This is a genomic window from Algihabitans albus, assembly GCF_003572205.1.
Classification (GTDB): Bacteria; Pseudomonadota; Alphaproteobacteria; order Kiloniellales; family DSM-21159; genus Algihabitans; species Algihabitans albus.
This window is the reverse complement of the sequence record NZ_QXNY01000004.1, coordinates 451801-464140: the sequence shown is the minus strand read 5'-3', so window position 1 is coordinate 464140 and position 12340 is coordinate 451801. Positions and strand designations below refer to the sequence as shown.

The 12340-nt window shown below is 64.0% G+C and carries 14 protein-coding genes; 5 read left to right on the top strand and 9 right to left on the bottom strand.

Annotated features, from left to right (window positions below):
• Positions 1-120: 120 nt before the first annotated feature.
• The 3 genes from DBZ32_RS12285 to fabA form a co-directional block, all read right to left on the bottom strand.
• Positions 121-927, bottom strand: coding sequence for an enoyl-ACP reductase FabI (locus DBZ32_RS12285; protein WP_328587491.1), 807 nt, complete (start codon positions 925-927; stop codon positions 121-123).
• Positions 928-1010: 83 nt separating this feature from the next.
• Complete coding sequence (gene fabB, locus DBZ32_RS12280) at positions 1011-2231, bottom strand: beta-ketoacyl-ACP synthase I (protein WP_119167430.1); 1221 nt, start codon at positions 2229-2231, stop codon at positions 1011-1013.
• 115 nt (positions 2232-2346) lie between these two features.
• The gene (fabA, locus tag DBZ32_RS12275; RefSeq protein WP_235830170.1) at positions 2347-3090 is read right to left on the bottom strand and encodes a 3-hydroxyacyl-[acyl-carrier-protein] dehydratase FabA; all 744 of its coding nucleotides are present in this window, start codon (positions 3088-3090) and stop codon (positions 2347-2349) included.
• Positions 3091-3158: 68 nt separating this feature from the next.
• Here fabA and irrA point away from each other — a divergent pair, with 68 nt between their 5' ends.
• The 4 genes from irrA (at position 3159) to DBZ32_RS12255 (ending at position 6458) form a co-directional block, all read left to right on the top strand.
• Positions 3159-3587, top strand: coding sequence for an iron response transcriptional regulator IrrA (gene irrA / locus DBZ32_RS12270; RefSeq protein ID WP_119167429.1), 429 nt, complete (start codon positions 3159-3161; stop codon positions 3585-3587).
• A gap of 226 nt (positions 3588-3813) precedes the next feature.
• Entirely contained in the window at positions 3814-4230 is a 417-nt protein-coding gene (locus DBZ32_RS12265; protein WP_119167428.1) for a rubrerythrin family protein, read from the top strand.
• A 227-nt stretch (positions 4231-4457) separates the two neighbouring features.
• The gene (locus DBZ32_RS12260; protein ID WP_119167427.1) at positions 4458-5825 is read left to right on the top strand and encodes a (Fe-S)-binding protein; all 1368 of its coding nucleotides are present in this window, start codon (positions 4458-4460) and stop codon (positions 5823-5825) included.
• Between the two features lie 33 nt (positions 5826-5858).
• The gene (locus DBZ32_RS12255) at positions 5859-6458 is read left to right on the top strand and encodes a DUF3501 family protein (protein WP_119167426.1); all 600 of its coding nucleotides are present in this window, start codon (positions 5859-5861) and stop codon (positions 6456-6458) included.
• Positions 6459-6500: 42 nt separating this feature from the next.
• Here DBZ32_RS12255 and DBZ32_RS12250 read toward each other — a convergent pair whose 3' ends face one another.
• Positions 6501-7055, bottom strand: coding sequence for an SH3 domain-containing protein (locus DBZ32_RS12250; RefSeq protein ID WP_119167425.1), 555 nt, complete (start codon positions 7053-7055; stop codon positions 6501-6503).
• 191 nt (positions 7056-7246) lie between these two features.
• On the opposite strand from DBZ32_RS12250, the gene DBZ32_RS12245 reads away from it, so the two are divergent.
• Positions 7247-8233, top strand: a complete 987-nt coding sequence (locus DBZ32_RS12245) for a 2-hydroxyacid dehydrogenase (RefSeq protein ID WP_119167424.1) — start codon at positions 7247-7249, stop codon at positions 8231-8233.
• 55 nt (positions 8234-8288) lie between these two features.
• On the opposite strand, the gene DBZ32_RS12240 is transcribed toward DBZ32_RS12245, so the two are convergent.
• The 5 genes from DBZ32_RS12240 to coaBC all read right to left on the bottom strand — a co-directional run bounded on the left by DBZ32_RS12240 (position 8289) and on the right by coaBC (position 12305).
• Positions 8289-8876, bottom strand: a complete 588-nt coding sequence (locus DBZ32_RS12240; RefSeq protein ID WP_162906735.1) for a histidine phosphatase family protein — start codon at positions 8874-8876, stop codon at positions 8289-8291.
• 37 nt (positions 8877-8913) lie between these two features.
• Positions 8914-9912 carry a cysteine synthase A gene (cysK, locus tag DBZ32_RS12235; RefSeq protein ID WP_119167422.1) on the bottom strand — a complete coding sequence of 333 codons (999 nt, stop codon included), beginning with the start codon at positions 9910-9912 and terminating at the stop codon, positions 8914-8916.
• Positions 9913-10091: 179 nt separating this feature from the next.
• On the bottom strand, positions 10092-10547 hold the full coding sequence (locus tag DBZ32_RS12230) for an RrF2 family transcriptional regulator (RefSeq protein WP_119167421.1): 456 nt from the start codon (positions 10545-10547) through the stop codon (positions 10092-10094).
• Between the two features lie 43 nt (positions 10548-10590).
• The gene (dut, locus tag DBZ32_RS12225; RefSeq protein ID WP_119167420.1) at positions 10591-11067 is read right to left on the bottom strand and encodes a dUTP diphosphatase; all 477 of its coding nucleotides are present in this window, start codon (positions 11065-11067) and stop codon (positions 10591-10593) included.
• Positions 11064-12305, bottom strand: coding sequence for a bifunctional phosphopantothenoylcysteine decarboxylase/phosphopantothenate--cysteine ligase CoaBC (gene coaBC, locus DBZ32_RS12220; RefSeq protein ID WP_119167419.1), 1242 nt, complete (start codon positions 12303-12305; stop codon positions 11064-11066). Before coaBC ends, dut begins: the two co-directional genes overlap by 4 nt.
• Positions 12306-12340 lie beyond the last annotated feature (35 nt).

Genomic DNA, 12340 nt, shown 5'->3' with positions numbered 1-12340 from the left:
CTCGCTTCGCGGTTCCGCCGATCTCAAGAAACAGACTCTACCGCTTTGAATCTAGACTGGATCTAACGTAATCGCCGGACCCAATACGTGGGTCCGGCTGATCACTATCTGGTCTAGCACCTAAGTTTTGGCCTTCTTGATTTCGCCGGAGGTCATGCTGCCGGGATGAGGGATGCCCACGACGTTGTAGCCGCTGTCCACATGCAGCACTTCGCCGGTCACTCCGGCCGAGAGGTCCGACAGCAGATAGAATCCCGTTTGCCCCACTTCCTCGAGGGTCACCGGACGCTTCAAGGGCGCATGATCCCGGCTCCAGCCGTAGACGAAGCGTGCATCGGCGATCGCGGAACCCGCCAAGGTACGCATTGGGCCCGCCGAGATGGCGTTGACGCGCACTCCCTGCTCGCCGAGATCGACCGCCAGATAGCGGACCGAAGCCTCCAGTGCGGCCTTGGCAACCCCCATGACGTTGTAGTTCGGCGTCACCCGCTCGGCGCCGAGATAGGTCAGCGTGATTAGGGAGCCGCCATCCGACATCAGCGGTTGGGCCAGCCGCGCGACGGCCGTGAAGGAGTAGCAGGAGATTTCCATCGTCTGCGCGAAATTGGCGCGGCTGGTGTCCAGATAGCGGCCCTTCAGTTCCTCCTTGTCGGAGTAGGCCACGGCATGGACCACGAAATCGAGCTTGCCCCAGGTCTTGTCCAGCCGTTCGAACACCGCCTCCAGCGACCCCTCGGTTCCCACGTCGCACTGCATCAGCTCGGTGACGCCCAGCTGCTCCGCCAACGGCGTGATGCGCTTGAGAAAAGGCTCACCCTGATAGGTAAGCGCCAACTCCGCACCTTGGGCGTGAACCGCCTTCGCAATGCCCCAAGCGATCGAATGGTCGTTGGCAACGCCCATGATCAAGCCGCGCTTGCCACTCATCAAGCCCATCGGGGAGTCTTCTCCTCGCAAAAGTTGCAAGCCGGCCGTCGGAGAGTCCGCAGCCCAGGATAGATCGGCACCGCCTAACTCTCGAGACGGCGGAAAGCCAGGGTAGCGTTGGTGCCTCCGAATCCGAAAGAGTTGGACATCACGCAGTCCAACTGCACGTCCTCCGCGGCGCCGGTCACGATCGGCACACCGGCGGCTTCCGGATCGGGGGTCTCGATATTGATCGACGGGGCGACGAAACCCCGGTCCATCATCAACAAAGCGTAGATCGCCTCGGTCACGCCGGCCGCGCCCTGGGCATGGCCGGTCATCGACTTGGTCGAGTTGATCTTCGGTAGATCGCTCCCGAAGACTTCCTTGATCGCTCGCAGTTCCGAGGCATCGCCGATCGGTGTGGAGGTCCCATGGGTATTGATGTAGCCGACCCGTGTGTTGCCCATGGTCGCCAGCGCCTGGCGCATGCAGCGCACCCCGCCCTCACCGCTGGGGGCGACCATGTCCGCGCCGTCGGAGGTCGCGCCGTAGCCGACCAACTCGCCGTAGATCTTCGCGCCGCGAGCCTTGGCGCGCTCGTACTCCTCGAGCACCACCACGCCGCCGCCGCCGGTGATGACAAAGCCGTCGCGCCCCTGATCGAAGGCGCGTGAGGCTTCAGCGGGCCGGTCGTTGTAACCGCTGGACAGCGCGCCCATGGCGTCGAACAGCATCGAAAGCGTCCAGTGCAGCTCCTCGCCACCACCAGCGAACATGATGTCCTGCTTGCCGTATTGGATGGTTTCGGCGGCGTTGCCGATACAGTGCGCGGAGGTCGAGCAAGCCGAAGAAATCGAGTAGCTCAACCCCTTGATCTTAAAGGCCGTCGAAAGGTTTGCCGAGTTGGTCGAGGACATGCAGCGCGGGACCATGTAGGGGCCGATCCGCTTGACGCCCTTCGCTCGTGCGATATCGGCGGCCTGAACCTGATTCGAGGTGGAAGGGCCGCCCGAGCCCATGACCAGACCGGTGCGTTCGTTGGAGATCTCCGACGGCGTCAGGCCGGCGTCTGCAATCGCCTCGACCATGGCGACGTAGTTGTAGGCCGCACCGTCCCCCATGAAGCGCCGCAGCCGCCGGTCGATGTGAGCCTCCAGGTCGATGACGATCTCGCCTTTGACCTGGCTGCGAAAGCCGTGCTCCGCCTGATCTTCGGCAAAGACGATGCCGGGCCGACCCGAGCGCAGCGACTCGACCACTTCCTGCTTGTTGTTGCCGATACTGGAAACGATGCCCAGTCCGGTGACGACCACGCGTCGCATATCGTCCCGCTTGTCCTTCTGTGATGGCGGCTCGCCGGCAAAACCCCGAACGCTCGGAGGTTGCGCCACCGCACCCCTTGCCCAGCCGCTTGCCGCGAAACGGCAATTACCTGGATCAGGCCGGCTCGGCTGCCGCCGCGTCCTCGGCCTGGAACAAACCTACCCTCAGGTCCTTCACTTCGTAGATGGTTTCTCCGTCGGCCTTCAACACCCCATCGGCGATGCCAAGAACCAACCGGCGCATGATCACGCGCTTGAGATTAAGGTGATAGGTCACCTTCTTGACGGTCGGCAAGACCTGTCCGGTAAATCGGACTTCGCCGACACCCAGCGCACGGCCCCGGCCCGACGCGCCGGTGCGGCCGAGAAAGAAACCGACAAGCTGCCAGAGCGCATCCAAGCCGAGGCACCCCGGCATGACGGGGTCGCCCTTGAAGTGACAATCGAAGAACCAGAGGTCGGGGCGAACGTCCAACTCGGCGACGATCTCGCCCTTACCGTGGTCGCCGCCTTCGTCGCTGATGCGCGTGATGCGGTCGAACATCAACATGGGCGGCAAGGGCAACTGTGCGTTCCCCGGCCCGAACAGCTTGCCATTGGCGCAGGCAATCAGGTCGTCGTAGTCGTAAGCGGTCTTCTTCGCGGTCACGCGTATGCCCCGGCATGGAATGATGACTCCCGGCCTCCGCGCGCCCATCCCGGCGACGCGGTGCTGGTGGCGCTCACGATACGCAACAGCATGGCCGTTGAAAAGCCGCACAAAGCGATCAAACGTTTCAAAGGCTTGCTGGAAGCCCGATAAATTGGCGAACAGGCGGGTTCGCCGCTCGCGCGACCGCCCGGCTGCAAATTCGATCAATTCTAAAAAATGAGCTAAGGTGCGGTTTGCCCCTTCAATTTGCTCAGATGACGCTTATATTGCCGATTATGACCGACGTACGCCCCTATACCGCTCTGATCGAGCGCCTGAAGTTGGCAGGCCTCCGGCCGACCCGTCAGCGCCTGGCCTTGGCCAAGCTGTTGTTCGACGCCGCCAAAGAATTGCCGAATCGCCATGTCACAGCCGAGCAGCTGCATGGCGAGGCGATGGAGGCTGAGGTGAGGGTCTCGTTGGCCACGGTCTACAACACATTGCACCAGTTCACCGACGCCGGCTTGCTACGCGAAGTCGTGGTCGAATCGGGACGGTCCTATTTCGATACCAACGTCGACGACCATCACCACTTCTATTTCGAAGACGATGGCCGCCTGCAGGACATTCCGGGCGATCATGTGCGCCTTGCCGAGCTTCCGGACGCTCCGGAGGGTGCCGCGATCAGACGCGTCGACGTGATTATCCGAGTGCGCGAGAGCTGATCTTCATCGCGTCTAGATGCGATTGCGACAAGATCGCAAAACTCTTTTCCTTCTACCTCCTAAATTTCATCTTAGAGCAATTCCAAACTGTTGACAGTTTGGTGAGTTCCTCTATATCGCTGCCCATGGAGAGAGCGAAGCGTCTTTCCGATGCCTTCGCTCGCCGCAGCCGAGCCCCGCTCGACCGTGGGCGCCGCACCATCCAGCTAGTAATGGGAGAGAGAAGATGTCCCTCAAGGGCAGCAAGACCGAACAGAACCTGAAGGACGCCTTCGCCGGTGAGTCGATGGCGAACCGCCGTTACCTCTATTTCGCCCAAAAGGCCGACGTTGAGGGCTTCAACGATGTTTCGGCCGTATTCCGCTCGACGGCCGAAGGCGAAACCGGTCATGCGCACGGGCACCTTCAGTTCCTCGAGGAAGTCGGCGACCCGGCCACCGGCGAGCCAATGGGCGATACCAGCGCCAACCTGAAGTCCGCGATCGCCGGTGAGACCCACGAGTACACCGACATGTATCCGGGCATGGCCCGCACCGCTCGCGAAGAGGGCTTCGACGAGATCGCCGATTGGTTCGAGACCTTGGCGAAGGCCGAGAAGAGCCACGCGGGTCGCTTCCAGAAAGCGCTCGACACGATGGCGTAAGACGAAGGGGCGCCGACCGGCGGCAGTCGGTTTTGGCGCCCCTTTGTTTTCTCGAGACGTTCTCTGGCGCGACATGAGCCTCGGCTCGCGCGCCGAAAGACGGCCTCCTTGAGCCCGACCCGATAGAGATCCAAGCTTGGCTTCCCTCCCAGGAGTCACCGCCCTGTCGAGAATCGAGACCCTGGAGCGGCAGAGGCGGAGAGGCCGAGTTTGAGGAGACAGACGACATGCGCGAAGGCAGCCTCGACGCCCCGGTGCGTCATCCGCTCGAGTGGCACGATCCCGACTTCTACGACATGGGGAAGATCGAGGCGGAGATGGAGCGGGTGTTCGACATCTGCCACGGCTGCCGCCGCTGCTTCAATCTCTGCGATTCCTTCCCGATCCTCTTCGACCTGATCGACGAGTCCAAGACAGGCGAACTCGATAGTGTCGACACGGCCGACTACAAGAAAGTCGCCGACGCCTGCACGCTCTGCGACATGTGCTTCATGGTGAGCTGCCCCTACGTGCCGCCGCACGAGTTCGACCTGGACTTTCCGCATCTCATGCTGCGCTTCCGGGCCGCCGAGCAGAAGGCCGGCAAGGGCGAATCCGGGCTGCCGGCGCAACTGACCAAAACCGATCGCAACGGCAAGCTGGGCGCGCTGCTGCCGATCCTCGCCAACTGGGCGATCAAGGTCGACAACAGCATGACCCGTCCGCTGATCGAGCGCATGGCGGACATCCACCGCGATGCATGGCTACCGCGCTTCTCCGGCACGACGTTCGAGGAGCGCGCCAGGGGCAACGGCATCGAGATCGACCGCGATGCCCCGGCAGCCGGGCGCAAGGTTGCGCTCTACGCGACCTGCTTCGTCAATTTCAACAACCCCGGCACAGGTATGGCCACCCGCCAGGTTCTCGCCAAGAATGGCGTCGAGACCCAGATCGTCTATCCCGAGTGCTGCGGCATGCCGCAGTTCGAACAGGGTCAGGTCGAGACCGTGGCGAAGAAGGCGGAGCGCATCGCCAGCGAACTGGAGGGCTGGATCGACCAGGGCTACGACATCGTTGCGCTGACCTCCTCCTGCGCATTGATGCTGAAGTTCGAGTGGCCGCTGCTCCTGCCTGAGAACGAAACCGTCAAGAAGCTCAGCCAAGCCACCTACGATGTCACCGAGTACGTCGTCGATATTGCCGCAAAAGAGGGACTGGCCGAGGGTCTCGGCCCGCTCGACGGCGGGGTTGCCCTACATATCGCCTGTCACGCCCGCGCGCAGAACATGGGCATGAAGGCCCGCGACATGATGAAGCTGATCCCGGAGGCCGACATCAAGATGTTGCCGCGCTGCTCCGGCCACGGCGGCACCTGGGGTGTGCGGAGCGAATACTTCGAGACGGCGATGAAGGTCGGCAAACCGGTCATGCGCGACGCCCTGAAAGCCGAGAAGACCTATCTGTCCAGCGAGTGTCCTTTGGCAGGCCTGCATATCCTCCAGGGCATGGAACGCATGGCGAAAGACAAACCGGATGGGCCGCAGCCGACCAGCGAGCCCGCCCGCCATCCGATCGAACTCTTCGCCCAGGCTTACGGCTTCGATTTGGAGCGCTGAAGCGCTAGAGAGTTATAGGGAGACGCAAGACCCATGAACGCCGCCATCAAACGCCGCATCGAGCGGGACGACATCATGCCCATGGCCGAGTACGAGGCCGGCCGCAAGGAGCGCCGCAAGGACCTCGTCGCGGTCAAACGCCACCGGCGCGTCGAAACCGGCCCCGTTTGCACCTTCTATTTCGAGAACTACGAGACCATGTGGCATCAGGTTCAGGAGATGCTCTACATCGAGAAAGGTGGTGAAGAGCAGATCGAGGACGAGCTCAACGCCTACAACCCGCTGATCCCTCAGGGACGCGAGTTGATCGCCACGGTCATGTTCGAAATCGACGATCCGGTTCGCCGCAAAGCCTTCCTCTCGAAACTCGGCGGTGTCGAGGAGACGGCCTTCATCGAGATCGACGGCGTCGACCGCATTGTCGGCAAGCCCGAAGAGGACGTCGACCGCACGACGGCCGACGGCAAGGCCAGCTCGGTCCAGTTCATCCATTTCCCCGTGACCGACGCTCAAGCCGAGGCCATGAAGGTCCCGAATACCCGCGTCGTCATCGGCTTTACCCACTCACACTACAGCCATATGGCGGTCTTGACCGAAGAAGCGCGGGCGGCCCTGGCAGCCGACCTGGCCTAGGACGCGATTCGCTCTCTAGACCTAGGAGAGAGCTGGAGCGCGTTATCCTCCGAAGGTCTCGCCGGCGAATACGCCGTAGACGGTGGTCCGGGGTAACCAGCCTCGATAACCGCTGGCGGAGACCGCGCACCAGTCCTGGCGACAGGCTTCCAGTCGGGCGACCAAGCCCCGCTGTAAGCGCGCCAGACCGGCCGCTTCCTCGTCGGGCTCTCGGAGCAGAAGCGTTTCGTCGGCCATGACGATGACGGTGCGCTGACCGGCGAGAAGCGACTGGTGCATCCAGCCCTCCGTGCCTTCCCAGTCCCGCACTTTCCGCCAGGCGTCGAATTCCTGGATGATTTCCACCGGCATGTTGCGAAGCCGGTAGACCCATTCGGCCGGATAGCGAAGACCCGGGCCTATGCGCATCTTGGCTTCGCTGGCTCTTACGGAGGCGAAGCGGGGCAGCGGTAATCCGGTGGAGTCCCCGACTCGCTGACTGCCCGCCGGCTCGACCGCAGGCACACTTATCGATCCTGTCTGCTGGGCCGCCGACGGCCCGACAAAACAGAGGGCGGCGACCAGCACCGCAAGCGACACACCACGGATCCCCCACATGATTTGTCCGTTACCCGCGCAGCCCCGCGCCGGTCAAGCGGGGGATGGGCGGCAGCTCCGCCGCGGGCCGCTTCGCCGCAGCAACCTGGACAAGGCGGCACGGGGCTTGCTAAGCAGCCCGTAGGCTGGTGCTTCGACTGATACCTCAAGCCGAACGCCGCCGCGCCACAGCCAACGGTCGGGAACCGCCGATGTCCACTCAGAAGCCTTTGGTCGTCGTCACGCGCCGCCTGCCGGACCCCATCGAAACACGCATGATGGAACTTTTCCGGGCGCGCCTGAATCTCGACGACACACCTTGGACCCAGGCTCAACTGATCGAAGCGGTCAAGGAAGCGGAAGTTCTGGTCCCCACGGTCACCGACCGGATCGACGCGGCCGTGCTGAGCCAGGCCGGGCCCCAGCTCCGCTTAATCGCCTCCTTCGGGACCGGCGTGGATCACATCGATCTAAAGACGGCGCGGCAACGCGGCATCACCGTAACCAATACGCCGGGCGTGCTGACCGAGGACACGGCCGACATGACCATGGCCTTGATCCTCTCGGTCTCGCGCCGGCTCACCGAAGGCGAGCGGCTGGTGCGCTCCGGCGCCTGGGGCGGTTGGAGCCCGACGGCTATGCTCGGCCATCGCATCTCAGGCAAGCGGCTTGGCATCGTCGGGATGGGACGGATCGGATCGGCCGTTGCTCTTCGGGCGAAGGGCTTTGGCCTGTCGGTGCATTATCACAACCGGCGCCGCGTCCATGAGGACATCGAAACCGAGCTCGAGGCCACCTATTGGGAAAGCCTGGACCAGATGCTCGCCCGCATGGATATCGTCTCGATCAATTGCCCACACACGCCGGCGACCTATCACCTGCTCTCGGCGCGGCGGCTCAAGCTTCTGCAGCATCACGCGATCATCGTGAACACGTCGCGCGGCGAGGTGATCGACGAGAATGCGCTGACCCGGATGCTGGCGAACGGCGAGATGGCGGGCGCCGGTCTGGACGTCTTCGAACACGAGCCGGCGGTCAACCCGAAGCTGCTCAAGCTCGATAGCGTGGTCCTGCTGCCTCACCTTGGGTCTGCCACGATTGAGGGCCGCATGGCGATGGGCGAAAAGGTCATCATCAACATCAAGACCTTCGCCGACGGCCACACGCCGCCGGACCGGGTCCTGGAAGCCATGTTCTAGACCGAACCTCGGGCCGGTCCGGGACTCCAAGTCCTAGACCGGGCCGAGACCCGGTCTAGGACGCCAAAGCCGTAACTTCCCAATCGCCGGCACCGCACGGCCGATGCAGCACCGGCAGGGCATTCGGCAGATCGCCCTCAAAGCCGGTGTCGAGTGCACGCTGGACCGCCCAGTAAACACCCCCGTGCGCGACGATCAGCGGCGGTGCCGTCGCGTCGGAGCTGAGCCGCAGAACCGCCTCCAGAGCCCGCTGCGCCCGTGTCAGGAACGCGGCGTAGGTCTCCGCGCCGCGAAGGGTCTGGCCCGCCATCCAGGCGGCACGCCAGCCGGGCCTCAGCTGTTGGGCTGCTTGGCCCTCCAACTCGCCGAAATCACACTCCACCAGATCGTTCACGCTGCAGAGCGGCAGCCCACGTCCGCCCGCAGCAAGCTGCGCCGTTTCGTACGCGCGATCCAGCGGACTGTGAAACACCGTAGAGAAGTCGAAGCGCATCAGCGCCCGGCGGGCTTGGCGCGCCTGTCTTCGCCCGGTCTCGTTGAGCGGAGGATCGCGACGGCCTTGCAGCCGGCCGTCGCGGTTCCAGTCGGTTTCTCCGTGCCGCAGAAAGACGAAAGGCACGCGTGGCGGTTGCCAGTGAGTCACGGAGCAGTCTCGAGTCGCAAACGCCGGCTCGCGTGTCCTAGAGCCCCTCGAACAGGGCAGTCGAGAGATAGCGCTCCGCGAAGGATGGAAGAACGATGACGATCGTCTTGCCCTTCGACTCGGGGCGGGCCGCCACTTCCAACGCCGCGGCAATAGCGGCTCCGGACGAGATCCCGACGGCCAGACCTTCGGTGGCGGCAGCTTCCCGAGCGGTGCGGAAAGCCGTGTCGTTTCCGATCCGGATCACTTCGTCGATCAGATCCGTTTCCAGAATGCCGGGCACGAAGCCGGCCCCAATTCCCTGGATCTTGTGCGGTCCGGGCTCACCGCCGGACAGAATCGGGCTGTCCTCCGGCTCCACGGCGATCATCTTCAGGCCCGGTTTGCGCGGCTTCAGTACCTGGCCGAGACCGGTCAGCGTACCGCCGGTTCCGACGCCGGAAATCACGATGTCGACCTGACCGCCGGTATCGCTCCAGATCTCCTCCGCCGTGGTGGCCCGATGGACCTCCGGGTTCGCCGGGTTCTCGAACTGCTGCGGCATCACGGCGCCGGGAATCTCCGCCAGAAGCTCCTGCGCCCTGGCAACCGCGCCCTTCATGCCCTTAGGTCCCTCGGTCAGGACCAGCTCGGCGCCGAGCAGCTTCAACATCTTGCGCCGCTCGACGGACATGGTCTCCGGCATGGTCAGGATGAGCCGGTAGCCTTTGGCCGCCGCCACGAAAGCCAAGGCAATCCCGGTGTTTCCACTGGTCGGCTCGACCAAGACGGTCTCGGGGCCGATCTTACCGTCCGCTTCCAGCTTCTCGATCATGGCCAGGCCGATGCGGTCCTTGACCGAGGCGAGGGGATTGAAGAACTCGCACTTGCCGATCAGGTCCGCCTCGATCCCATGCGCAGCGGCCAGTTTGCGCATGCGCACGAGAGGGGTCGCGCCAATGGTCTCGAGAATCGAGTCGTAGACCCGGCCACGGAACTCACCCGTGGCTGCCCGAGGGGACTCGATCATCTCGCTCTTCGCCGCTGCGTCGCTCATCGATCCGATCCTCCTACCCGACATGCGCCTGGAAGCGCTTCAGACTGATTTGGGATTTGCCTGATTTAGGATGTGATCGTGGAGAATGCCAACGAAACCCGCGCCGGGACCGTGAAATCAGATCATAGCTGTTGCTTCGGCAGGTCGCAGGCCGGCCTCGGCATCGATGCCGAGGCGAGCTAGATCGAGAAGTCGGCCGTCACCTTGCCTTCCGGCGTGATCCCGCGTTCGCGGGCGCGATGGCAGAGTTCGTCGATGGTTGTGTTGTCGAAGCGCTCCATCATCTCGCGCTGCATGTCGATCCAAATCGGGCGGACCACCTTGACACCGATCTCGGACCCGTCGGGCTCACTGGCCGGGTCGGCGGTGCCCTCAAGCTTTCGCACGATCCTGATGATCTCGCCGACCGAGATGCGCCGCCGTTCGCGGGCCAGGCGATAGCCGCCGCGCGGCCCTCGCTGGCCGGCGAGAATGCCGTGATGCACGAGCTGCTGCAGCACCTGCTCCAGATAGCGGCGGGGGATGCCCTGGCGGCGCGAGATATCGGTGGAGCGCACCGGGCCAGCATTGGTGTGATAGGCGATATCGACGACGGCTTCGATGGCGAACAGCAACTTCTTGGATAGTCTTAGCATCTTCTTGCGGACCCTTTCGTCCGTTACGCGTCCCTGTTGTCTTCTACGACCTAGCGGCGGACGTGCCGGTCGATCCGAAACCGCCAGTTCCGCGCCGGGTTTCGCTCAAAGCCGCAACCGGGCGCCAAACCGCCTGTACCACCGGCGCGACAACCATTTGAGCGATTCGCGTGCCCCGCTCGACCGCGAAGTCCGCCTCGCCCAGATTGACGAGCAAGATCTTGATCTCGCCGCGATAGTCGGCGTCGATCGTGCCCGGCGTGTTGAGACAGGTCACCCCGTGCTTCAACGCAAGGCCCGAGCGCGGCCGAATCTGCGCCTCGGTTCCGGCGGGCAGGGCAATGGACAGGCCGGTCGGCACCAATGCGCGGGCGCCCGGGGTCAGGACCAGCGGAGCCTCCACCGCCGCCAAGAGATCGAGGCCGGCCGAAAGCTCGGTCTCGTAGCGCGGTAGCGGAAGATCCTGTGCATGGGGCAACTGAACCACTTCGACGGGAATGCTAGGGGTCTCCCCGTTCACTCGGCAACTCCTTCGGACAGCGTTTTCGAGGTCGGTGAAGCGTCCAGGGTCTCGGCGATGCGCTGCACCAGCCGGTCGGCCACGGCCTGCTTGCGCAAGCGCGGCCAAGCCTCGACTCCGGCAGCTTCGACGAGATGTATCGTCGTCTCGTCTCCGCCGAAGGTGCCGCTGGCCGGCGAGACATCGTTCGCGAGAATCCAGTCGCAGCCCTTCGCCGTCAGCTTGGCACGGGCATGATCGACGAGCTTTTCCGTTTCGGCGGCGAAACCAACCACCAAACGCGGGCGCTGGGGCCCGGACCGGGAGAGGCTGGCCAGTATGTCCGGGTTCGGCTGCAGCGCGATCTCGGGGATCTGGCTGCCGTCTCCCTTTTTCAGCTTCTGCTCGGCCGTCCGCACCGGTCGCCAGTCCGCGACTGCGGCGGCACAGACCGCGATCTCCACCGGCAGCGCTTCGCGGCAGGCCGCCAGCATCTCTTCCGCCGTTTCGACATGCAGCGTTGCAACCCCCGGCGGATCGGGCAGCGCGACCGGCCCGGTGACAAGAGTGGTTTCCGCACCGGCGGCGGCAAGCGCGGCGGCAACGGCATGGCCTTGCCGGCCCGACGAGCGGTTCCCGAGAAACCGAACAGGGTCCAAGGCTTCAAAGGTCGGACCGCTGGTCACCAGCGCCCGCCGGCCGGTCAACCGGCCAGCCGCATGAAACTGCGCCTCGATCGCCGCCAGGATCTCCGCAGGCTCGGCCATGCGGCCGTAGCCGTACTCACCACAGGCCATATCGCCCTGGTTGGGCCCGACGAAGCGTGTTGCCCGACGTTTGAGCGTCTCCAGATTGCTCCGGGTCGCCGGATGCTCCCACATGCGCACATTCATGGCCGGCGCCATCAGCACGGGCTTGTCGGTTGCCAGCAGCGCGGTCGAGGCCAGGTCGTCGGCCCGCCCCGTGGCAAGCTTCGCCATGATGTCGGCCGTCGCCGGCGCCACCACGACCAGATCCGCGTCGCGCGACAATTGAATGTGCCCCATCTCCGCTTCGTCGTTGAGATCAAAGAGCTCGCTGTAGACCTTGTCGCCGCTCAGAGCCGCAAGCGACAAGGGCGTCACGAACTGCGCACCGGCAGGTGTCAGGAGAGCGCGAACGGAGGCTCCTCGCTCACGCAGGCGGCGGATCAGCTCCAGTGTCTTGTAGGCCGCAATCCCACCGGCGACGACGAGCAGGATCCGTCTTCCACTCAGCATGCAGACGACGCCCTTATTTCACGGCTAGGTCAGGT

Excerpts from the sequence above, each read along its gene's own strand:
- DBZ32_RS12285 (WP_328587491.1), bottom strand. The coding sequence starts at position 927 with ATGAGTGGCAAGCGCGGCTTGATCATGGGCGTTGCCAACGACCATTCG.
- fabB (WP_119167430.1), bottom strand. The coding sequence starts at position 2,231 with ATGCGACGCGTGGTCGTCACCGGACTGGGCATCGTTTCCAGTATCGGC.
- irrA (WP_119167429.1), top strand. The coding sequence starts at position 3,159 with ATGACCGACGTACGCCCCTATACCGCTCTGATCGAGCGCCTGAAGTTG.
- DBZ32_RS12265 (WP_119167428.1), top strand. The coding sequence starts at position 3,814 with ATGTCCCTCAAGGGCAGCAAGACCGAACAGAACCTGAAGGACGCCTTC.
- DBZ32_RS12260 (WP_119167427.1), top strand. The coding sequence starts at position 4,458 with ATGCGCGAAGGCAGCCTCGACGCCCCGGTGCGTCATCCGCTCGAGTGG.
- DBZ32_RS12255 (WP_119167426.1), top strand. The coding sequence starts at position 5,859 with ATGAACGCCGCCATCAAACGCCGCATCGAGCGGGACGACATCATGCCC.
- DBZ32_RS12250 (WP_119167425.1), bottom strand. The coding sequence starts at position 7,055 with ATGTGGGGGATCCGTGGTGTGTCGCTTGCGGTGCTGGTCGCCGCCCTC.
- DBZ32_RS12245 (WP_119167424.1), top strand. The coding sequence starts at position 7,247 with ATGTCCACTCAGAAGCCTTTGGTCGTCGTCACGCGCCGCCTGCCGGAC.
- cysK (WP_119167422.1), bottom strand. The coding sequence starts at position 9,912 with ATGAGCGACGCAGCGGCGAAGAGCGAGATGATCGAGTCCCCTCGGGCA.
- DBZ32_RS12230 (WP_119167421.1), bottom strand. The coding sequence starts at position 10,547 with ATGCTAAGACTATCCAAGAAGTTGCTGTTCGCCATCGAAGCCGTCGTC.
- coaBC (WP_119167419.1), bottom strand. The coding sequence starts at position 12,305 with ATGCTGAGTGGAAGACGGATCCTGCTCGTCGTCGCCGGTGGGATTGCG.